Below are 20553 nucleotides of genomic sequence, written 5' to 3'. Positions count from 1 at the left end.
GGTGCCGGACGCCGGGACGCCGGCGGCGGGGGGCCGGCCGGGCGCGGCGGGGCGGCTCTGGGCGGGTACGCGGTCGTTGCCGTTCACGGCGGTGCCGGCGGGGGCCGGGGACGGGGCGGGCTCCGGGGAGTGGTCCGGGGTGGGGGTGTTCACGGTGGTCCTCGTGGGTCTGGTGGGTGCCGCGCGGTCGCGCGGGAGGTGTGTCCCGTCCACCGCGCCCGGGGGCGGACGGCGGTGCCGCGCGGTCGCGCGGCGGGCCCCCTCCCCGGCGGCGGTCACTCCGGGACGGGCGGCCCGGCGGAGGGGCGGGCGTGGGCCACGGTGCGTATCGCCTCGGTCAGCCGGTCCAGGACGGCGGCGGCCTGCTCCTCGGTGAGCGTCAGTGGCGGTGTGAGGGCGATGACGGTGCCGGACGGCCCCACGAGGTCCACGATCAGGCCGCGCCGCAGGCACTCCCTCCGCACGGCGGCGGCTGCCCGTGCCCCCGGGGCGACGGTGGCCCCCGGGCGGCCCGTAGCGGCGGCGCGGCCGGGAAGGGGAAGGGGGGACCGGCCGGAAGGGGAGGGACGCCCCGGAACGAGCGGGCGGCCGGGAACGGAGGGACCGGCGGAGCGGCGGCCGGGGGCGGCGCCGGGTCCTCCCGGGTCGGCCACCAGCTCCACGCCGATCACCAGTCCCCGCCCCCGTACCTCGCCCACGCACGGGAACTCCCCGGCCGAGGAGCGCAGCCGGTCGAGCATCCGGGCGCCGAGGGCGGCGGCGTGGGCGGCGAGTCCCCGCTCGCGGACGTGCGCGAGGATCGCGGTGCCGGCGGCGAGGGCGAGGCGGTTGCCCCGCCGGGTGTCCCGCGCGGGGCCGCCGGGGTCGAGGTCCTGATGGTGGACCAGGGCGGTCAGGGGCAGCCCGCCGCCGATCGCCGGGGGCAGGACCAGGACGTCGGGGACGACTCCGCTGTGCTCGACCGCCCAGAGGGTTCCGGTCCGCCCGAGCCCGGTCTCGGTCTCGTCGACCACGAGCGGAACGGCCCGCCCGGCGGTGATCCGCCGTATGCGCCGTATCCGGGCGTCCGGGACGGGGAGCACTCCGTCGCGGACGCGGAGCGGCGCGAGGACCAGTCCGGCGGGCGGCTCTCCCCCGGCGGGGCGGGCGGCGGGCGCGGCGCCGGACCCGTCGCCGGGATACTCCTCCGCGCGCGGCACCATGAACCGTCCGGTGGCCTCGCGGACGAGCGTCCTGGCCGCCGCGAGCGCGTCGCCGCCGGCGGGGCCGAGGACCCGGACGCGGGCGTGGCGGGCGAAGCCGGGCGGCAGGGTGGCGAGCAGTTCGGCGGCGAAGGCGTCCTCGACCGGCGGCGCGAGGCCGCGGGTCCGGGACGGGGCACCGGTGTCGAGCGCCCTGCGGACCGCTTCCAGGACGACGGGGTGGTGGTGTCCGAGCACGGGCGCCCCGGCGGCGGTGGAGCAGTCCAGGTAGCGGCGGCCGTCGGCGCCCTCGACCACGAGCCCCCGGGCCCGGACGGGAACGACCGGCAGGGCGCGGGCGCCCGCGCGGGTCCGGCCGGAGGGGTCGCGCGGGTCCGGCGCCCCGCGCACCGCCCTCCGCCACGCGCCCGTGCGCTCCACCGCGGACATCCGGCGCGCGGACCCCCCGAACCCCTCGGGCACCGGCGCCCCGCGCAGCCCCTCGCCGCCCCGCCCGCCCACGGCTCCCCGCCCTTCCCGTGTCCAGGGGCGCGTGGCGCACCGTGTCGCTCCCGGCCCCGGGGCCGCGTCCGGACGGCGGGCCCCTCGCCGCTATCAACCGGCCTGGGCGCACCGGGTTACGGCCCCCGCCAAGATCCTTTCCGTGACGGAACCGTTGCCGTTCCGTCGGGACTCCCCCACAGCGACCGCATAGTGTGTGGTGCCGTTCCAGGGTGCCGCCGAGGTGCCGCGATCCCGTCCGGACCCGAGAGAGGCACGGCGTGCGGCGCGCGGTCCGGCACCGTCTTCGTCACAGCAGGGGGAGTGCAGCACCATGCGATCCATACGGCCTTCGTCCACCACGCGCGGGCACCGGAACGGGCGGCGCCGGGCCTCCTCCGTACCCGCCGCCCTGGCCCTGGTCTCGGCACTCGCGCTCACCGTCACCGCCTGCGAGGGCGACGACCCCGAGGCGGGCGGCGGGGCCAATGCCTCCGCGACGGCGGCGGACAGCGACGCCAACGGGGGCGGAGTCAAGATCCCGGACCAGCTCAAGGAGAAGCTGAAGAAGCACGGGATCGACCTGGACGAGTGGAAGAACGGCGCCTGGAAGAACTGGGACCGGAGCGACTGGCTGCGCGAAGCGCAGGACTTCGTCAACCCGATCATCGAGGACCTCTGGGACCCGGACCGCATGCGCGACGCCGAGGAGCCCGACCAGGGCGTCGACGAGGACGACCTCTCCGACGACCAGGGCGTCACGGACCCGGAGCCGCGCCCGGTCGACGCGCGGGCGGTGCCGCCGTCGTACCACGAGAACGCGGCCACGGCGGGCAAGGTGTTCTTCGACTCCCCCGGGGGCACCATGGTGTGCTCGGCGACGGTCGTGCAGGACCCCGCGCACCCCGGCAAGTCCAACATGGTGTGGACGGCGGGCCACTGCGTGCACGCCGGTGAGAAGGGCGGCTGGTACCGCAACATCGCCTTCGTCCCCTCCTACAACGACGCCGGGAAGCCGGCGGCGGAGCTGGAGAACGCCACCAAGGAGGAGGTCGCTCCCTACGGTGTGTGGTGGGGCGACTGGGCGCAGACCTCCGACCAGTGGATCGAGCAGGGCGGCGCGACGGGCGGCCGGGGCGCCTCGTACGACTTCGCGGTGATCCACGTGACGCCGGAGAAGGGCGGCACCAAGTCCCTGGAGGAGACGGTCGGCGCGGCGCTGCCGGTGGACTTCGCGGCGCCCGCGGTGCCGGACGTCAAGACCCTCACGGCGACCGGCTACCCGGCGGCGGCGCCGTACGACGGCCAGAAGCTGTACCAGTGCGCGGACCGTCCCGGGCGGCTCTCCCTCGACGCGAAGCAGCCGACGATGTACCGCATCGGCTGCTCGATGACCGGTGGTTCGTCCGGCGGCGGCTGGGTCGCCGCCGGGGCCGACGGCAAGCCCGCGCTGATCTCCAACACCTCGATCGGCCCGGTCACGGCCGGCTGGCTGGCCGGGCCCCGGCTGGGCGAGGAGGCCAAGGGCGTGTACGACGCGGTCAGCGGCAAGTTCGCCGGGCAGTGACCGCCCCCGCCCGTTGGGCGGCGACCGGCCCCTGGTGACCGGGTGACCGGGTGACCGGGTGACCGGGTGACCGGGTGACCGGGAACGTGACAGGGGTCCGCCCCCGCGCCGTCGGGCGCGGGGGCGGACCCCTGTCTCCGGGTGTGTCAGGCGAGCGGTGCCGGAGCGTACGGCGAGAGCTCCGCCGCCAGTTCCTCGTGCACGCGCACCTTGATCAGCGTGCCCTCCGGGGTGTGCTCCTCGGAGAGGACCTCGCCCTCGTCATGGGCGCGGGCCACCAGCTTGCCCCGGGTGTACGGCACCAGCGCCTCGATCTCGACCGCCGGCCGGGGCAGTTCGCTGTCGATCAGCGCGAGCAGCTCCTCGATGCCCTGGCCGGTGCGGGCCGAGACCGCGATGGAGTGCCTCTCCAGCCGCAGCAGCCGCTGGAGGACCAGCGGATCGGCCATGTCGGCCTTGTTGACCACGACGATCTCGGGCACGTCGGTGGCGCCGACGTCCCTGATCACCTCGCGCACGGCGGCCAGTTGCTCCTCCGGGTCCGGATGGGCGCCGTCCACCACGTGCAGGATCAGATCGGCGTCGCCGACCTCCTCCATCGTGGAGCGGAACGCCTCGACCAGGTGGTGCGGCAGGTGGCGGACGAAGCCGACGGTGTCCGCGAGGGTGTACAGCCGCCCGCTCGGCGTCTCGGCCCGGCGCACGGTCGGGTCCAGGGTGGCGAACAGCGCGTTCTCCACCAGGACGCCCGCGCCCGTGAGCCGGTTGAGCAGGGAGGACTTCCCGGCGTTGGTGTAGCCCGCGATCGCCACCGACGGCACCTTGTTGCGGCGGCGCTCCCGGCGCTTGATGTCGCGGCCGGTCTTCATCTCCGCGATCTCCCGGCGCATCTTCGCCATCTTCTCGCGGATGCGCCGCCGGTCCGTCTCGATCTTGGTCTCACCGGGGCCGCGGGTAGCGAGCCCGCCGCCCTTGCCGCCGCCCATCTGCCGCGAGAGCGACTGGCCCCAGCCGCGCAGCCGCGGCAGCATGTACTGCATCTGCGCGAGCGAGACCTGCGCCTTGCCCTCACGGGACTTGGCGTGCTGGGCGAAGATGTCGAGGATCAGGGCCGTCCGGTCGATGACCTTGACCTTGACCACGTCCTCCAGGTGGATGAGCTGGCCGGGGCTCAGCTCACCGTCGCAGACGACGGTGTCGGCGCCCGTCTCGATGACGACGTCACGCAGTTCGTTGGCCTTGCCGGAGCCGATGTAGGTGGCCGCGTCGGGCTTGTCGCGGCGCTGGATCACGCCGTCGAGCACCAGGGCTCCGGCGGTCTCGGCGAGGGCGGCCAGCTCCGCGAGGGAGTTCTCGGCCTCGCGCGCGGTGCCCGTGGTCCAGACGCCGACGAGGACGACCCGCTCCAGCCGGAGCTGGCGGTACTCGACCTCGGTGACGTCCTCCAGCTCCGTGGAGAGGCCCGCCACCCGGCGCAGCGCCGCGCGCTCGGAGCGGTCGAACTGGTCGCCGTCCCACCGCGGGTCGATCTCGTGGCTCCCGGCGACGTCCTCTTCCATCAGGGCATCGGCCCGCAGGCCGTCGGGGTAGTCACGCGCGAGACGCTTGGTGTCCTGGGAAGGGGAAGAAGAGGAGGTCATTTGATCCTTACGTAGCTGGGAACGGTTCGTGTCCGGCTCGCGCGGGCGCGCGGTGCCGTACTTGTGCAACGCGCGGGGCGCCGGGGAGATTCCCGCGGGCCCGTGCCGCGCCGTCGCGACGATGGTCGCACGGTACGGGCCGTCTCGTCACCGTCTTATTTCCCCCCGCCGTCGGCGGCGCCCGCGGGCCTCCAGTCGGGATGGCCCGGCATGGGCGGGGTCCTCGCGCCGTGGAGCCAGTCCCGGAGGAAGCCCTCCAGGTCGCGTCCGGCGGTGGCGGAGGCGAGGCGGACGAAGTCGGCGGTGGTGGCGGTGGAGTCCCGGTGCCGTGCCGTCCAGGCCCGTTCGAGCCGCTCGAAGGCCGGGGCTCCGATCTCCTGGCGCAGTGCGTAGAGGACCAGGGCCGCGCCGTCGTAGACGTTGCCGCGGAAGATGCCGATCTTGCTGCCGGACCGGGGCGGCTCGGGCGCGGCCGGGGGCCCGCCGGTGGCCCGCCAGCCGTCGGAGGCGCCGTAGGCGGCCCTCATCCGGGTCTCCAGGGGACGGCCGGCAGTCTCCTCCGCGTACAGGGCCTCGTACCAGGTGGCGTGGCCCTCGCTGAGCCAGAGGTCGGACCAGGAGTGGGGGGTGACACTGTCGCCGAACCACTGGTGGGACAGTTCGTGCACCATCAGCGACTCCACGTACCACTGGGGGTAGGCGGGCTCGGTGAACAGTTCCCGCTCGAAGAGGGAGAGTGTCTGCGTCTCCAGCTCGTAGCCGGTGGTCGCGTCGGCCATGAGGAGGCCGTAGGTCTCGAAGGGGAAGCGGCCCGCCTTCTCCTCCATCCAGGCGATCTGCCCGGGGGTCCTGGCCAGCCACGGCTCCAGCGCCTCGCGGTGCTCGGTGGGCACGACGTCGCGCAGGGGCAGCCCGTGCGGTCCGGTGCGGCGCACCACCGTGGAGCGGCCGATGGACACCTGGGCGAGTTCGGTGGCCATGGGGTGCCGGGTGCGGTAGGTCCAGGTGGTCGTGGTGCCCGAGCGGCGCACCCCGGCGGGCAGTCCGTTGGCGACGGCGGTGAGGCAGTCGGGGGCGGTGATCCGGATGGTGAAGCGGGCCTTGTCGGAGGGGTGGTCGTTGCAGGGGAAGACCAGGTGGGCGACGTCGGCCTGGTTGGCCATGGCGAGGCCGTCGGCGGTGCGCACCCAGCCGCCGGGGCGGTCCTCGGAGGAGACGGGATCGCTGGTGTGCCGCACGGTGATCCGGGTCCGGCGGCCCGCGTCGAGCGGTTCCCGGGGGGTGACGACGAGGTCCTCGCCCGCGGTGGCGAAGGCGGCGGGCGCGCCGTCGACCTCGACGGAGTCGACGGTCCCGTGGGCGAAGTCCAGGTTGAGGCGGTCCAGGCGCTCGGTGACGCGGGCGTCGATGACGGTGACGGCGCCGAGCGGCCGGCCGTTGTCACCGGAGTAGGTGAAGGACAGGTCGTAGTCGGTGACGTCGTAGCCGGGGTTGCCCAGGTACGGGTAGAGGCGGTCGCCGATGCCGAGCGGGACCGGCGGGGCGCTCGCGGCGGTCAGGGCCACGCAGACGGCGGGGGCGAGCAGGGCGGCGGCCCGCAGGCGGCGGCGCCCGCGGGCGCGCCGGGCCGGGGGCTGGGGGGTGTGCGGCATCCCCTACGGCTATCAACGCCCGCCCGCGGCGCGGCGCCGACGCGCACCGGGCACACCCGAACGGGTGGCCTCCGGGGCGGTGCGCTCCGGCGCGTGCGCGGGGGGCGGAGGCGCGGGCGGCTCTCGGGCTCCGCGTCCCGAGACCCCGCGCCTCCGGACTCCGGGTCCCGGGCTCCGGGCTCCCGACTTCCGGGTTCCGGGCTTCAGACTTCCGGCCTCCAGGTCCCGGGCTTCCGGCTCCCAGCCTCCGGGTCCGGGCTTCAGGCTCCCGGCCTCCAGGTCCCGGGCTTCCGGCTCCCAGCCTCCGGGTCCGGGCTTCAGGCTCCCGGCCTCCAGGTCCCGGGCTTCCGGCTCCCAGCCTCCTGGCTCATGACTGATGCAGGAGCACCCCGCGGGCCGGACGCCTTCCGGGGTGCGCGCGGCGACCGCCCGGGTCGGCCGGACCGGGGGCGGACAGCGGGCCGTGGGCGCGCGCTCCGGAGGGATGCCCCCGCTCCCTGTGCGGTGCGGCACGTCGGCCCTCGCCACTCGGCCGACGCCGTCCCGACGGGGTGCGCCCCCGTCCGCGGGAGGTCGGCAGTCGACAGCTCGGGACAACGCCCGTCCGGAGGCCGGGCGCCCGGGACACCGCCACCCCGGAGGGGCCGGTCCGCGGGCGGCCCCGGGGCCGCCGGGCCCGAGGGCCGGACGCCGGGCGGGACGCGTCCGGACGGACCGGGCACCGAGGACACCGGCCCCCGCAGGGCAGGCACCCGGCCCGGCCCCGAGGCCCCGGGGCCGGGCCGGGAAAGGACCGGACGAGGGGGGCGTCGGGCGAGGGAGGCGTCAGGCGCCGGAGGTCTGGGCGCGGGCCACGTCGAAGACGCCCGCGACCTTGCGCATGGCGCGCATGAGGGCGGGCAGCCGGGCCGCGTCGGGGAGTTGCACGGTGTAGGTGTGGCGGACGCGCTGGCGGTCCGGCGGCTCGACGGTCGCGGAGACGATCTCGGCGCCTTCCAGGGCCATGGCCTCGGTGAGGTCGGCCAGGAGATGGGGGCGGACGAACGATTCGGCGAGCAGGGTGACCCGGCATCCGGTGGTCTCCCCCCAGCGCACTCCGATCTCCGCGCGCCCGGCGCCGGCCATCCGCGCGACCACCGGACAGCCCGCGCGGTGCACGGTGACGACGCCGCCGCGCACGGCGAACCCGGTGACCTCGTCGGGCGGTACGGGGGTGCAGCACCCCGCCAGCCGTCCGGTGGCACCGGGCAGGTCGACCAGGACCTCGGGCGCGGAGCGCGGGTCGGCCGGGACGGGCGTCCGCTCCCGGACCGGCGGGGTGCCGCCGGGCCCGGCGGACGCCGTGGCTCCCGCCGGCCCCGCGGGCGCGGACGGGGCGGCGGCTCCCGCCGGACCGGTGGTCTCGGGGCGGGCGGCGAGGCGGCGCTGGATGGCGATGCGGGCGGTGGGGGTGTGGGCGTGCTCCAGCCAGTCCGGGCCGGGCTCGGAGGCGGGGTCCTGCCCCATCAGCAGGTGCACGGTGTCCCCGTCGCGCAGCACCGTGCTCATGGTCGCGAGGCGGCCGTTGACCCGGGCACCCATGCAGGCGCGGGCGTCCTCCCCGTACTGGGCGTAGGCCGCGTCCACGCAGGTGGCGCCCTCGGGCAGACCGAGGGTGCCGCCGTCGGGGCAGAAGACGGTGATCTCGCGGTCCTGGGCGAGGTCCTCGCGCAGGGTGGACCAGAAGGTGTCGGGGTCGGGGGCGCCGCGCTGCCAGTCGATGAGGCGGGAGAGCCAGCCGGGCCGGGTGGGGTCGGCGCGCTCCCCCTCGCCGCCGGAGGGGTCGTCGGCGGAGGGGGCGTAGGGGTTGCCGAGGGCGACCACCCCGGCCTCCGCGACCTTGTGCATCTGGTGGGTCCGGATGAGGACCTCGACGACCTGGCCGTCCTTCGGCCGGGCCACGGCGGTGTGCAGCGACTGGTAGAGGTTGAACTTGGGTACGGCGATGAAGTCCTTGAACTCCGAGACGACGGGCGTCATACAGGTGTGCAGTTCGCCGAGGACGCCGTAGCAGTCGGCGTCCTCCTGGACGAGGACGAGGAGGCGGCCGAAGTCGGCGCCGCCGAGTGGGCCGCGTTTGCGGGAGACGCGGTGCACGGAGACGAAGTGCCGCGGCCGGATGAGGACTTCGGCGGTGATCCCGGACTCGCGCAGCACCCTGCGCATCTCGTCGGCGGCCTCGGTGAGCGGGTCGTGCGGGCGCGCCGCGTTGCGGGCGACCAGCTCGTGGGTGCGCTCGTACTCCTCGGGGTGCATCACCGCGAAGACGAGGTCCTCCAGCTCGGACTTGAGGGCCTGGACGCCGAGGCGCTCGGCCAGCGGGATGAGCACGTCCCGGGTGACCCTGGCGATCCGTTCCTGCTTCTCCCGGCGCATCACGCCGAGGGTGCGCATGTTGTGCAGCCGGTCGGCCAGTTTGATCGACATCACCCGGACGTCGTTGCCGGTGGCCAGGAGCATCTTGCGGAAGGTCTCGGGCTCGGCGGCGGCGCCGTAGTCGACCTTCTCCAGCTTGGTGACGCCGTCGACGAGGAAGCGGACCTCGGCGCCGAACTGCTCCCCGACCTGATCGAGGGTCACCTCGGTGTCCTCGACGGTGTCGTGGAGCAGGGAGGCGGTCAACGTGGTGGTCTCCGCGCCGAGTTCGGCGAGGATCAGGGTCACGGCGAGCGGGTGGGTGATGTAGGGCTCGCCGCTCTTGCGCATCTGTCCGCGGTGCGAGGACTCGGCGAGCAGATAGGCGCGGCGCAGCGGATCGAGGTCGGCGTCGGGGTGGTGGGCGCGGTGGGCGTCGGCCACGTGGCCGATGGCGTCGGGCAGCCGGCCGCGCGCGGGATTGCCGAGGAGGGCGGCGCGGCCGAGGCGGCGCAGATCGAGTCGGGGGCGTGTGCGGCGGCGGGGCGGTGAGGGAGCGACCGCTCCGACGGGCGTCACGGGACCTGGGCTCGCGGGATTCACGGCCTCCGCGTTCATGGGCACCTCCGGCTGCACGGACCGGCGGACGGGGCATCCCGGGGCGGACACGGCTCAGGGGATGGTGTCGATCCCCCGTCCGGGCCGGTGCTTGATGCTATCGAGCCCATCACCTACCGCCGACCGCCTCTCGCCGAGCGTGAAACGGATCACCCATTCGAGCGAAGGACGGAAGGTTTACGTTTTGGTGCGGAGTGCCCCGGTCCGTTCCGCGGTTCACCCGCGGGGGCCCCGGACCGCCGCGAGCCACTCGGCGTCCAGCTCGCCCCCGGCGACGATCACGGCGGCGCCGGTCATCTCGATCTCGCCGTCGGGCCGCTCGGTGATCACCAGGGTGCCGCCGGGCAGGTCCACGGTGTAGGTCGCGGGGACACCGGTGACGGCGGGGTCGGTGCCGTCCCGGCGGGCGGCGGCGACGGCCACGGCGCAGGCGCCGGTGCCGCAGGAGCGGGTCTCGCCGGAGCCCCGCTCGTGCACCCGCATGGCCACGTGGCGCGGGCCCCGGTCGACCACGAACTCGACGTTGACCCCGTCGGGGTAGACGGCGGCGGGCTCGTACGGCGGCGGGGAGAGCAGGTCGCCCGCGTGGCCCAGGTCCGCGACGAAGGCCACGGCGTGCGGGTTGCCCATGTTCACGTTGCGCGCGGGCCAGCTCCGCCCGCCGACGCTCACCGTGACCCCGTCCGCCGGGATCACGGCGCGGCCCATGCCGACGGTGATGTCGCCGTCGTCCTTGGCGATGTGCACGCGCTTGACGCCGCCACGCGTGGCGAGCGTGAGGTCGCCCTCGGTGACGTGGCCGGCGCGCTGGAGGTAGCGGGCGAAGACGCGGACGCCGTTGCCGCACATCTCGGCGACCGAGCCGTCGCTGTTGCGGTAGTCCATGAACCACTCGGCCTCGGCGGCCATGGCCCGCGCCTCCGGGTGCGCGGCGGACCGCACCACGTGCAGCACGCCGTCGCCGCCGATGCCCGCGCGGCGGTCGCACAGGGCCGCGACGACGGACGGGGGCAGGTCGATGGCGTTCTCGGGGTCGGGGACGATCACGAAGTCGTTCTCGGTCCCGTGGCCCTTGAGGAAGGCGATCCGCGTGCTCATTCCTCGATCGTACGGGGTGGCGGCGGCATCGCGACAGGATCTTCGTCCACCGCCCCCCGGACCCTCCGGAGGACCCGCGGCGGTCAGCCGCGCAGGCGGGCCACCCGCCACACGGCGAGGGCGACGACGACGGCGACCGCGACGGCGTAGGCGAGCATGATCCGCCAGTCGGCGCGGCGGCCGCTGCCGCGCGGGGGCACCCCGGGCCACGTGTAACCGACCCGGCGGGCGGCCATCATGCCCCACCCGGCCGCGCACGAGCAGATCAACAGCCCGAGCATCGCGATCACCGCGCCGCTGTCGCCGAAGTCGAAGGCGAGCGGGAAGGCGAACATCAGGGACCCCAGCGCCCCGAGGGAGACGATGGGCGCGAGCTGCCAGATCCGCAGCCGCCGCTGGGGGCGCAGCTCGACCTCGACCTCGTCGCCGTACATGGCGCCGGGTTCGGGGCCGTCGGCGGTCACACCGCCCGGCAGTCCGTGCAGTTCGTCGGGACCGTCGGGGCTCAGACGGTCCCCCTCCGGCTCCGCTCCGCCGTGGTCGGCGGCCTCGTGCCCGGTACTCCGTGCGGTGTCGCGAGGGCCGGCCTCCATCGCCACGCGCCCTCCCCACTAGGACTCACATTGATCGATCGAGCACGATGATGGCACGGCGCCGGAGGCCGCGCTGACGGCCTGAGCGTCCCGATGCCATCACGTGATCAGGCTGTAACCGGTCGTTCGACCAACGACAGGGCGAGGCGCGGAAGTTCCGTGCGGTCCGCCGCGGCGCCGCTCAGCCAGTGCACCCGCGGATCGCGGCGGAACCAGGAATCCTGGCGGCGCGCGAAGCGCTTGGTGGCCCTGACGGTCCCGGCCCGCGCCTCCTCCTCGCCGCACTCACCGGCGAGGGCGGCGAGCACCTGCTGGTAGCCGAGGGCGCGGGAGGCGGTCCGGCCCTCGCCGAGCCCCCGCTCCCGCAGCGCGCGCACCTCGTCGACCAGTCCGGCCTCCCACATCCGGTCGACCCGGCGGGCGATGCGCTCGTCCAGCTCGGGGCGGGCCACGTCGACGCCGATCTGGACGGTGTCGTAGACGGAGTCGTGGCCGGGGAGGTTGGCGGTGAAGGGCCTGCCGGTGATCTCGATGACCTCCAGGGCCCGCACGATCCGGCGGCCGTTGCCGGGCAGGATGGCCCGCGCGGCACCGGGGTCGGCGGCGGCCAGGCGGGCGTGCAGCGCGCCGGAGCCGCGTTGCGCCAGCTCCTCCTCCAGGCGCGCCCTGACCTCGGGGTCGGTGCCGGGGAACTCCAGGTTGTCGATGGCGCCGCGGACGTAGAGGCCGGAGCCGCCCACCAGGACGGGCCAGCGTCCGGCGGCGAGGAGCGCGTCGATCCGCTCCCGGGCCAGCCGCTGGTACTCGGCGACCGAGGCGGTGACGGTCACGTCCCAGACGTCCAGGAGGTGGTGCGGGACGCCGCCGCGCTCCTCGGGCGTCAGCTTGGCGGTGCCGATGTCCATCCCTCGGTAGAGCTGCATGGAGTCGGCGTTGACGACTTCGCCGCCGAGCTGCTGGGCCAGGAAAACGCCCAGATCGGACTTTCCGGCCGCCGTGGGGCCGACGACGGCGATGACGCGGGGGGCGGGGGGTGCGCTGCTCACTCCCCCAGTCTCCCAAACCTCGCGGCCTGCCCTCGATCGAGTTACGTGACAGGGCGCCACCGGCCTCGTTGCCCGTTGCGAGGTTTCCGCTCCCGGATCGCCGGGCGGCGGCCCGGTCACGCGTACGGAGGCACCGGACGCCCCGGGAGACCGCCCGCACGAGTAACGTATGGAGTTGACATGGGCGTTTTTGCACGACTCTTTCGGAGGTCGAGCGCCACGGAGGAGGCGTCGGCCGCCGAGGCCGGGTCCGGCACCCCGGTCCCCGGACGCGCGGCGGAGGAGGGCGCGGCGGAGGCCGCCGGGACGACCGGCGCGGACACCGTCGGGATTCCCCGGCAGCAGTCCGCCGGGGAGGCCGTCGACCATGAGGCGGACAAGGGCGCTCGTACGTAACAGCGTGGCGAGGGAAGGTCAACCATGGGTCTGATGGACAATTTCAAGGACAAACTGGGTCCGGCGAAGGAGAAGGTCTCGGATCTCGCGCAGCAGCACGGGGACAAGATCGACGCCGGTCTCGACAAGGTGGCCAAGACGGTCGACGAGAAGACCAAGGGCAAGTACAGCGACCGCATCCAGACGGGTACGGGCAAGGCCAAGGAGGCCGTCGACCGCCTCGCGCACAAGGACGCCGAAGGCAAGGACGCCCAGGGCGGCACGGGGGCGAAGCCGGACTCCGGCACCCGCGGTGACAAGCCCGGGTCCACCCCGTCGGCGTCCTGAACGGCACGGATCACCCGGTGACCGCCGCCCCGGCGGCGGCCCCGGCGGACGGCCCGGAACCGAGAGGTTCCGGGCCGTCCGGCGTTCCGCCCACCGGGGCGGGGAGGCGGGCGCGGGCGCGGTGACCGCCCGGTGGGCGGTGGCGGGCCCCACGGGCGGTGGTCCGCCCGGGCCGCGCGGTGTCGCCGGGCGCCCGACGGCGGCCCGGTTCCGGGTCCTGTCGCCGTCCGGCGGCGGCCCCGGCCGGTGACGGCCCGGTCCCGGGTCCTGCCGGGCCCCCGGCCGTGGCCCTGGCCCTGGCCCCCACGCGCCTCCCACGGGCGGCGCGCCGGTCGTGGGCACCACGGCTCCGGGTGCCGGCGGCGTACGGGGCGTTCCTGTCCAACGGACCCGGGCCTACCTTGACCGCGGGCGGCACCCGGCGGGCCGGGGGCGGGCACCCGTGGGGCCGGGCCCCACCGGTCCCGGTGACGCCGCTCCCGGGGCCTGTCGTCACCTCGCCCCGGTCGGCCCGCGGAGCGGGGCCGGAGGGCGGGACCCGAGGGCGTCGGACGCGTGCTCCCGGAGTCGCCGCACCCCCGGACCCCGGACCGCGCCCGGCCGCGCGCCCGGGTCCGAGCCCGGTGCGGCGGGAGTGCGCGCCAGGCACCGCCGGAGTCCGGCTGCGGCGCCCGCAGGCCGGTGCGCGCGACGGGAACGCGCGCGAGGCGCCGTCGGGGCGGGCGAGTGACGGCGGGGGCTACGACCAGGTGGCCACGAAATAGCCCACCCCGTACGGGGCGTCCTCGTACAGCACGGTGCCCGCGAGGTCCGCGCCCTCGGCGGCGCCCGCGAGGACCTGCCAGGGTGCCCGCCCGGAGACCTTCAGCTCCCGGGCCGTCCCCGGGTCCAGCGCGGCGAGCGCGCGTCCGTCCGCCGCCCCCAGCGCCCGGCCCGCCGCCGCGTCGAAGGGCTCCGCCCGTTCGTCGAGGTACCCGGGGGCCTTGAGGGTGCGGCACGCGCTGCCGTCGCCCAGCACGAGCAGGGCCACGCGGTCCGCGCGCGCGGCGAGGTCGCGGCCCAGCCCGGCGCACCGCGCGGCCGTCAGCTCCTCCCCCACCGCGAGCCCCTCCACGGGGGTGTCGGTCCGGCCGGCGCGGCCCAGCAGCCAGGCGCCCACGGCGAGCCCGTACGGCAGCGGCGGCCCCTGCGGGGTGTCCCGGTCGCGGCCGAGCCGTACGTCCAGGCCGACACCGAAGCCGCGGAACGAGCCCCGGGCGCCCTCGGGGTGGGTCGCGGGCTCCGCGCCGTCCCCGGGGCCCACGACCACGAGCAGTCCGGGCCGGGCGGCGGCGAGCACGCCCAGGGCGTCCGCGCACGCGGTGCGCGCGTCCTCCAGCTCCGGTGCGGCACCCGCGGCGACCTCCGGGACGAGGAGCGGCGGACAGGGGCAGACTGCGGCGGCGACAAGCATGACCGGCAGCGTAGCCCCGTGCCCCGAGGGCGGGCGGCGCACCCTCCGGTCGGCGGCCGGAACGCCCGCCGGAGCCACCGCCCGCCACCGGAGCCCGCGGCCCCAGCGCGGCTCCCCCTGGCGGACCCGGAACGCCCACGGCGCACGGAGCGCCCCGCACGGCCGGCGCCCGGCGGCGGTCCGGCGGGCGCGAGCGGGCCGCGCGCGAACCGGCGGCGGGGGCCGGGACCGAACGGGGTGGCGTCCGGCGGACGGCTGCCGGAATGATGGCGTACATGCCCATGACATTCCCCCCTCCGTGCCGCACCGCCCCGAAGAGGCGGTCGGGACGTTCCCCCGTGGCGTGCCGGAAGGCCGTACCGCGGTCTACCGGCCGTCACCCGAGCCCAGCACAATCGCCCGTATGACGACCACCAAGGGCACGCCTCCGCCCGCGCACGGCATACCGGCCGCGCTCGCCCGGGCTGTCCTGACCGGCGGCGTGGCCGGGGTGTCGCTCGCCGCGCTCGTCGTGGGCGGGATCACGGAGAACGCGCCCCTGTTCGTCACGGGGCTGGTGCTGCCCGCGGCCCTTGGACTGCTGTCGTTCCTCGCCGGTGCGCCGAGGCGTGCCCGGGAGGCGGCGGTCGTGCCCCGCACGGCACTCGCGGTGATCGGGAGCCGGGAGGCGGGCGGGGGCGCGACGAGCGAGGTCCCGGTGCGGTTCGGGCTCACCGTCGTACCGGACGACGGCCCCGCGTTCCGGGTGGACGTCACACAGGACATCAACGTCGTGGACCTGCCCGACTACCGGCCGCGCGGCGTCGTGGTGGTCCGGTACCCGCCGGACCGGCCGTGGCGGGCGCGCGTCGTCGAGCGGCCGACGCCGGAGTGGCAGGAGCGGGCGGCCTCGGCACGCCTCGACCCCTTGCCCGGGACGGCCGGAGCGGTCGCGCCCCCGGAGGTCCCCACCCTCGGCTTCGTCGTGCCCTTCGGCCTGCTGCTCGGTGCGGCCGCCGTGGTCCTGCTCTTCCGCGCGGACCTCGTCGGACGGGACGGAGCCCCGAAGCCGCCTTCGGCCGCACGGCCGTCCGCCTCCTCCACGTCGTCGACCACGGTGGTGTCGTCGGCGTCCGCGACGGTCCTCCTGGGCCCGGGCCGCTCGTTCCTCGACCCGGGCGAGCTGGGCCGGGCCCTGGATTCACTCACCGGGGAGGGGGAAGCCCGCCGGGCGCTCACCGTCGTCGTGCGGGAGCGCCTGCTGTCGGTCGTGTTCTCGCCCACCGGCACGCGCGCCCCGGGGTTCGACCCCCGCGCGCTGCCCCACGGACGCTTCCCCGCCCTGGTGAAGGAGGCCACCACCGCGCTCGGGCTCCGCTCCCCGCGAACCTGGCAGCTGACCGCCGACCGTCTCACCGGCTCCCTCGTCATCAGGGTCGTCGTGACCGGGGCCGAGGGGACGGCGTCGCTGGAGGCGGACGGACAGGGCAGGGTGGCTCGGCGCACGTCCGCACGCTGAGGTGCCCGGGGACCGCGTCTTCCGCGGGGCGGGGCGTGTGCTCGGCGCCGCCGAGGCGGTGGGTTCCCGAAGGAGCAGGAGGAGGGACGGATGGACCGGCACGGGTATCTGGTGCTGTGGTGCGGCGTGTTCGGCGCGGTGGCGCTGACCGGATACGGGAGGTCACTGGCCGGGATGACCCGGGTCCAGCGGACGGTCCGGGTGAAGGGGCGGATCGAGCGGGTGGGGGAGCCCCGGCACGGAAGCTCCCCGAAGGCTGGGATAGCCGTGGTCGTCTCCTTCCGGGACCCTGCCACCGGGCAGGAGTTCACGGTCACCAACGACGGCGAGTGCGGCGAGACGATCGGCGTGGCCTGGACGGGCCGGGAGATCGGGATCCACTACCCGCGCGGCAGGCCCCACGCCTTCCGGTTCGCCGGCCACCTCTCCGGAGGCGGGCACGGACTCGGCCCGCCGACCTTCGCGCTCGTCCTCGTCTACGCCGGCCTGGTCACCGTCGTCGCGATCGACCACGGCTGGCCGTGGGCGCTGCTCGGCTTCTGCGGGCCGTGGGCCCTCTCCGGCCTGTACCACCTGCCGGGGAACGTCCGCGACAGGAACCGCCGTATCGCCGCGCTGGCCGACATGGCCGCCGTACCCGGCCATGTCGTCGCCGTGCTCAAGAGCGTCACCGTCGACGACGACGGTCACACCTCCACGCGTCTGGTACCGGTCGTCGCCTTCACCACCCTCGACGGCAGGGACGTCACGGCCCACTGCGAATCCGGGCTGCCGGACCCCGCCGGATCGCGCGGCACGGACGTCACGGTCCACTACGCCCCCGACGACCCGGCGGTCTTCGTCCTGGACGTCGGGGCCGAACGCCGGTCCTGGAAGTGGGACATGGCCGTCAACATCGTGGGGGTTCTGGTCGTGGCGACGGCGGCCGTGGTGGGGATGGTCCTGCTGTGACGCGGGGTCGGGCCCGGCCGGGGTGACGCCGTGGTCCACACCCCGCCGGGCGGCGGGGTGGCGGCCGTCCCCGGCCGGTCGGGCCGCGCGGCGGAGGGGCCGGGGACAGCGGGGTGCGGCCCGGGGCGGCGGACGGCCGCCCGCCGGTCAGTCGCAGCCGCAGCCGCCCGCCGCGGCCGGCTGGGGCGCGGGGGCCCCGATGCCCGGCAGCCCGAGCATCACACCCTTCGGTCCGGCCTGCTCGGCGGCGTTGCGCCTGGCCCAGGCGTCGCCCGCGCGGGTGCGGCGCACCTCCAGGACGTCGCCCTCGGCCAGCAGGTGGTGCGGGGCGGCGTAGGTGATCGCGACGGTGACCACGTCACCGGGGCGGACCTCCTGGCCGGGCTTGGTGAAGTGCACCAGGCGGTTGTCGGGGGCGCGGCCGGACAGCCTGTGGGTGGCGCCGTCCTTCCGGCCCTCGCCCTCGGCGACCATCAGCTCGACGGTGCGGCCGACCTGCTTCCTGTTCTCCTCCCAGGAGATCTCCTCCTGGAGGGCGACCAGGCGCTCGTAGCGGTCCTGGACGACCGCCTTGGGGATCTGGCCGTCCATCCCGGCGGCCGGGGTGCCGGGCCGCTTGGAATACTGGAAGGTGAAGGCCTGGGCGAAGCGGGCCTCGCGGACGACGTGCAGGGTCTGCTCGAAGTCCTCCTCGGTCTCGCCGGGGAAGCCGACGATGATGTCGGTGGTGATCGCCGCGTGCGGGATGGCGGCCCGCACCTTCTCGATGATCCCCAGGTAGCGGTCCTGCCGGTACGAGCGGCGCATCGCCTTCAGCACCGGGTCCGAGCCGGACTGGAGCGGCATGTGGAGCTGCGGCATCACGTTGGGCGTCTCGGCCATCGCGGCGATCACGTCGTCGGTGAAGTCGCGGGGGTGCGGCGAGGTGAAGCGGACGCGCTCCAGGCCCTCGATGGCCCCGCAGGCGCGCAGCAGCTTGCCGAACGCCTCGCGGTCGCCCATGTCGGAGCCGTACGCGTTGACGTTCTGGCCGAGCAGGGTGATCTCGGAGACGCCCTCGGCGACCAGGGCCTCGACCTCGGCGAGGATGTCGCCGGGGCGGCGGTCCTTCTCCTTGCCGCGCAGCGCCGGGACGATGCAGAAGGTGCAGGTGTTGTTGCAGCCGACGGAGATGGAGACCCAGGCCGCGTAGGCGCTCTCGCGCCGGGTGGGCAGCGTGGACGGGAAGGCCTCCAGGGACTCGGCGATCTCGACCTGCGCCTCCTCCCGCACGCGGGCGCGCTCCAGCAGCACCGGCAGCTTGCCGATGTTGTGCGTGCCGAAGACCACGTCCACCCAGGGCGCCCGCTTCACGATGGTGTCGCGGTCCTTCTGCGCCAGGCAGCCGCCGACCGCGATCTGCATGCCGGGGCGGCCCGCCTTCCGGGGGGCGAGGTGGCCGAGGTTGCCGTACAGCTTGTTGTCGGCGTTCTCGCGGACCGCGCAGGTGTTGAAGACCACGACGTCGGCGTCGCCGTCCGAGCCCTCGGGGGCGCGGACGTAACCGGCGTCCTCCAGCAGTCCGGACAATCGCTCGGAGTCGTGGACGTTCATCTGGCACCCGTAGGTGCGTACTTCGTAGGTCCGGGGGGACGGGACGTCCACGGCAGGGCTCCGGTCGGTGCTGACGGTCATGCGGACAAGGGTAGGCCGTCGCGGTGACCCCGGCCGCCGCGGGCGGCGGCGGTCCGGTCCGGCGGCGCCGCCCCGGACCGCCGCCGTCCGGTCGCCCGTCCTTCGGGCCGGGCAGTCAGGGCTCGATCAGACCGGCCCGGATCGCGTACCGGGTGAGTTCCAGACGGTCGCGGACGCCCAGCTTCTGCAGGAGGTTGGCGCGGTGCCGTTCCACCGTCTTGGCGCTGATGAAGAGCAGCTCGCCGATCTCCTTGCTGGTGTGGCCCTCGGCCACGAGCTTGAGGATCTCCTCCTCGCGCTCGGTGATCGGCCGCTCGGGCAGCGGGCCGCCGTCGCCCCGGTGCAGGCGCTCCAGGTAGGAGCGGACGAGGGCGCGCTCGGCCCCGGGGTAGATGAACGGTTCGTCGCGGACGGCCGCCCGGCACGCCTCGACCAGGTCCCGGTCCGCGACCGACTTGAGGACGTACCCGCAGGCCCCGGCCTTGAGCGCCTCGAAGAAGTACTGCTCGTTGTCGTACATGGTGAGGATCAGGATGCGCAGCTCGGGGAGGCGGCGGGAGAGTTCGCGGGCCGCCTGGAGCCCGGTCATGCGGGGCATGGCGACGTCCAGCACCGCGAGGTCCACGGGGGTGGCCCGCGCCGCCGCGACGGCCTCGGCGCCGTCACCGGCCTCGGCCACGACCCTCAGATCGGGTTCGCCGTCCAGGATCAGCCGCACCCCCCGGCGTACGAGGGTGTGGTCGTCGGCGAGCAGGACGCGGATGGGGGGTGGTGCGGTCATCGGGGTCGTTCTCCGGTCGGTTCTCCGCCCGGGGGTACGCCCGGGGGCCCGAGCCCGGCACCGGCGGCGGCGTCGGCATCCGGGCGCGCTTCCCCGCCGACGGCTCCCGCTCCGGCACGGGCCGTCGCGGCGGCCGCGTCACGGCCGCCCGGCGGGCGCCCGGCCGGGCACGCCGGGGCGGTCCCGGGGGCGGGCTCCCCCGGGGTCCGGCCCGCCGCGGGAACCGGGGGCGCGGGCAGGCGCAGCAGGACGTCGGTTCCCCGGCCGGGGGCGGGCCGGAGGTGGAGCTCGGCGCCGATCAGCAGGGCCCGTTCCCGCATGCCCCGGATGCCGGTGCCCTCGGGGGCCCGGCCCGTACCGACGCCGTTGTCGCGGACGAGCAGTTCGACGCCGCCGCCGGGCAGCGCGCTCAGGCGCAGCTCGGCCCGGTCGGCCCCGGCGTGCCGGGCGGTGTTGGTGAGGCCCTCCTGGGCGACCCGGTAGACCACCAGTTCCGCCTCGGAACTGAGCGGGGGCAGCTCGCCGTGGACCTGGTGCCCCACGGTGAGGCCGTGGTGGGTGAACTCGGCGGCCAGCGAGCGCAGGGCGCTGGCCAGCCCCAGCTCCTCCAGCACGCCGGGCCGCAGCCGCCGGGCGATGCGGCGGATCTCGTCCAGACCGGCCCGGGTGGCCTCCTGGGCGAGCGAGACCTCCTCGCGCAGGTCGTCGGGGACCCGGTCGGCCACCCGCTTGAGCTGGAGCAGGACGGCGGTCAGGGTCTGGCCGACCTCGTCGTGCAACTCCCGGGCGATGCGGTGGCGCTCGCGCTCCTGGGCCTGGAGCGCCCGGCCCGGCCCGGCGGCGCGCTCGGCCTGGAGGCGGTCGAGCATCGTGTTGTAGGTGGCGATCAGCTCGGCGGCCTCCGCGGGCCCGGACACCTCGGGGCGGGCCCCGGGAACCAGCAGGTCGGCGGTGCTCATGGCGCCGCCGAGCCGGCGCAGCGGGACGAGCCCGAGGCGCAGGACGACGGCGTTGCCCACGAGCAGGGCGGTGAGGCCGACGAGCAGCGCCAGCGCCTCGTGCGCCATGGTCGGGGTGGACACGGTGACGGGGCCCATCAGCAGGGCGGTGGCGACGACGAGGCCGACGGCGTTGAGCGAGAAGATCCGCCAGAACAACGACACGGTCCTCTTCCCGCTCCTCC

16 protein-coding genes are annotated in these 20553 nt (G+C 75.7%); 5 read left to right on the top strand and 11 right to left on the bottom strand.

The features are described from left to right. Positions 1-275: 275 nt before the first annotated feature. A complete protein-coding gene (locus GTY84_RS24855; RefSeq protein ID WP_345943519.1) occupies positions 276-1592 on the bottom strand; it encodes an aminotransferase class III-fold pyridoxal phosphate-dependent enzyme in 1317 nt (438 codons plus the stop codon). 424 nt (positions 1593-2016) lie between these two features. On the opposite strand from GTY84_RS24855, the gene GTY84_RS24850 reads away from it, so the two are divergent. Then, positions 2017-3249 carry a hypothetical protein gene (locus tag GTY84_RS24850; protein WP_161228620.1) on the top strand — a complete coding sequence of 411 codons (1233 nt, stop codon included), beginning with the start codon at positions 2017-2019 and terminating at the stop codon, positions 3247-3249. Positions 3250-3395: 146 nt separating this feature from the next. Here the strand turns inward: GTY84_RS24850 and hflX are convergent, their stop codons facing one another. The 6 genes from hflX to miaA form a co-directional block, all read right to left on the bottom strand. Continuing rightward, positions 3396-4889 (bottom strand): GTPase HflX, encoded by a 1494-nt coding sequence (gene hflX / locus GTY84_RS24845; RefSeq protein ID WP_161228619.1) that lies wholly within the window; start codon positions 4887-4889, stop codon positions 3396-3398. 155 nt (positions 4890-5044) lie between these two features. Next, positions 5045-6541, bottom strand: a complete 1497-nt coding sequence (locus tag GTY84_RS24840; RefSeq protein ID WP_161228618.1) for a M1 family metallopeptidase — start codon at positions 6539-6541, stop codon at positions 5045-5047. A gap of 825 nt (positions 6542-7366) precedes the next feature. Beyond that, positions 7367-9553 (bottom strand): HD domain-containing protein, encoded by a 2187-nt coding sequence (locus GTY84_RS24835; RefSeq protein WP_161228617.1) that lies wholly within the window; start codon positions 9551-9553, stop codon positions 7367-7369. A gap of 216 nt (positions 9554-9769) precedes the next feature. Next, complete coding sequence (gene dapF, locus GTY84_RS24830; protein ID WP_161228616.1) at positions 9770-10651, bottom strand: diaminopimelate epimerase; 882 nt, start codon at positions 10649-10651, stop codon at positions 9770-9772. A gap of 83 nt (positions 10652-10734) precedes the next feature. After that, positions 10735-11244 (bottom strand): hypothetical protein, encoded by a 510-nt coding sequence (locus GTY84_RS24825; RefSeq protein ID WP_161228688.1) that lies wholly within the window; start codon positions 11242-11244, stop codon positions 10735-10737. 107 nt (positions 11245-11351) lie between these two features. Next, positions 11352-12290: a tRNA (adenosine(37)-N6)-dimethylallyltransferase MiaA gene (gene miaA / locus GTY84_RS24820; RefSeq protein WP_161228615.1), complete on the bottom strand. Its 939-nt coding sequence runs from the start codon at positions 12288-12290 to the stop codon at positions 11352-11354. A gap of 180 nt (positions 12291-12470) precedes the next feature. On the opposite strand from miaA, the gene GTY84_RS24815 reads away from it, so the two are divergent. Together GTY84_RS24815 and GTY84_RS24810 are read left to right on the top strand one after the other, a co-directional pair. Beyond that, positions 12471-12686 carry a hypothetical protein gene (locus GTY84_RS24815; protein WP_161228614.1) on the top strand — a complete coding sequence of 72 codons (216 nt, stop codon included), beginning with the start codon at positions 12471-12473 and terminating at the stop codon, positions 12684-12686. A 24-nt stretch (positions 12687-12710) separates the two neighbouring features. Further along, the gene (locus GTY84_RS24810) at positions 12711-13013 is read left to right on the top strand and encodes an antitoxin (protein WP_161228613.1); all 303 of its coding nucleotides are present in this window, start codon (positions 12711-12713) and stop codon (positions 13011-13013) included. A gap of 739 nt (positions 13014-13752) precedes the next feature. Here GTY84_RS24810 and GTY84_RS24805 read toward each other — a convergent pair. Then, entirely contained in the window at positions 13753-14466 is a 714-nt protein-coding gene (locus GTY84_RS24805; protein ID WP_161228612.1) for a class III extradiol dioxygenase subunit B-like domain-containing protein, read from the bottom strand. A gap of 403 nt (positions 14467-14869) precedes the next feature. On the opposite strand from GTY84_RS24805, the gene GTY84_RS24800 reads away from it, so the two are divergent. Both GTY84_RS24800 and GTY84_RS24795 read left to right on the top strand, forming a co-directional pair. Further along, a complete protein-coding gene (locus tag GTY84_RS24800; protein WP_161228611.1) occupies positions 14870-15964 on the top strand; it encodes a hypothetical protein in 1095 nt (364 codons plus the stop codon). 90 nt (positions 15965-16054) lie between these two features. Further along, positions 16055-16915 (top strand): DUF3592 domain-containing protein, encoded by an 861-nt coding sequence (locus GTY84_RS24795; protein WP_161228610.1) that lies wholly within the window; start codon positions 16055-16057, stop codon positions 16913-16915. Positions 16916-17062: 147 nt separating this feature from the next. Here the strand turns inward: GTY84_RS24795 and miaB are convergent, their stop codons facing one another. The 3 genes from miaB to GTY84_RS24780 all read right to left on the bottom strand — a co-directional run bounded on the left by miaB (position 17063) and on the right by GTY84_RS24780 (position 20533). Then, positions 17063-18589, bottom strand: a complete 1527-nt coding sequence (miaB, locus tag GTY84_RS24790; RefSeq protein ID WP_161228609.1) for a tRNA (N6-isopentenyl adenosine(37)-C2)-methylthiotransferase MiaB — start codon at positions 18587-18589, stop codon at positions 17063-17065. A gap of 115 nt (positions 18590-18704) precedes the next feature. Next, entirely contained in the window at positions 18705-19370 is a 666-nt protein-coding gene (locus GTY84_RS24785; RefSeq protein ID WP_161228608.1) for a response regulator transcription factor, read from the bottom strand. Further along, entirely contained in the window at positions 19367-20533 is a 1167-nt protein-coding gene (locus tag GTY84_RS24780) for a HAMP domain-containing sensor histidine kinase (RefSeq protein WP_345943518.1), read from the bottom strand. The genes GTY84_RS24785 and GTY84_RS24780 overlap by 4 nt, the downstream gene beginning before the upstream one ends. Positions 20534-20553: the final 20 nt, after the last annotated feature.

This window comes from Streptomyces sp. SID8352, assembly GCF_009862265.1.
Classification (GTDB): Bacteria; Actinomycetota; Actinomycetes; order Streptomycetales; family Streptomycetaceae; genus Streptomyces.
This window is presented reverse-complemented; position numbering and strand designations above follow the sequence as displayed.

Coding starts and splice junctions, on each gene's coding strand:
- GTY84_RS24850 (WP_161228620.1), top strand. CDS start 2,017: ATGCGATCCATACGGCCTTCGTCCACCACGCGCGGGCACCGGAACGGG.
- hflX (WP_161228619.1), bottom strand. CDS start 4,889: ATGACCTCCTCTTCTTCCCCTTCCCAGGACACCAAGCGTCTCGCGCGT.
- GTY84_RS24840 (WP_161228618.1), bottom strand. CDS start 6,541: ATGCCGCACACCCCCCAGCCCCCGGCCCGGCGCGCCCGCGGGCGCCGC.
- GTY84_RS24835 (WP_161228617.1), bottom strand. CDS start 9,553: ATGAACGCGGAGGCCGTGAATCCCGCGAGCCCAGGTCCCGTGACGCCC.
- dapF (WP_161228616.1), bottom strand. CDS start 10,651: ATGAGCACGCGGATCGCCTTCCTCAAGGGCCACGGGACCGAGAACGAC.
- GTY84_RS24825 (WP_161228688.1), bottom strand. CDS start 11,244: ATGGAGGCCGGCCCTCGCGACACCGCACGGAGTACCGGGCACGAGGCC.
- GTY84_RS24815 (WP_161228614.1), top strand. CDS start 12,471: ATGGGCGTTTTTGCACGACTCTTTCGGAGGTCGAGCGCCACGGAGGAG.
- GTY84_RS24810 (WP_161228613.1), top strand. CDS start 12,711: ATGGGTCTGATGGACAATTTCAAGGACAAACTGGGTCCGGCGAAGGAG.
- GTY84_RS24805 (WP_161228612.1), bottom strand. CDS start 14,466: ATGCTTGTCGCCGCCGCAGTCTGCCCCTGTCCGCCGCTCCTCGTCCCG.
- GTY84_RS24800 (WP_161228611.1), top strand. CDS start 14,870: ATGACGACCACCAAGGGCACGCCTCCGCCCGCGCACGGCATACCGGCC.
- GTY84_RS24795 (WP_161228610.1), top strand. CDS start 16,055: ATGGACCGGCACGGGTATCTGGTGCTGTGGTGCGGCGTGTTCGGCGCG.
- miaB (WP_161228609.1), bottom strand. CDS start 18,589: ATGACCGTCAGCACCGACCGGAGCCCTGCCGTGGACGTCCCGTCCCCC.
- GTY84_RS24785 (WP_161228608.1), bottom strand. CDS start 19,370: ATGACCGCACCACCCCCCATCCGCGTCCTGCTCGCCGACGACCACACC.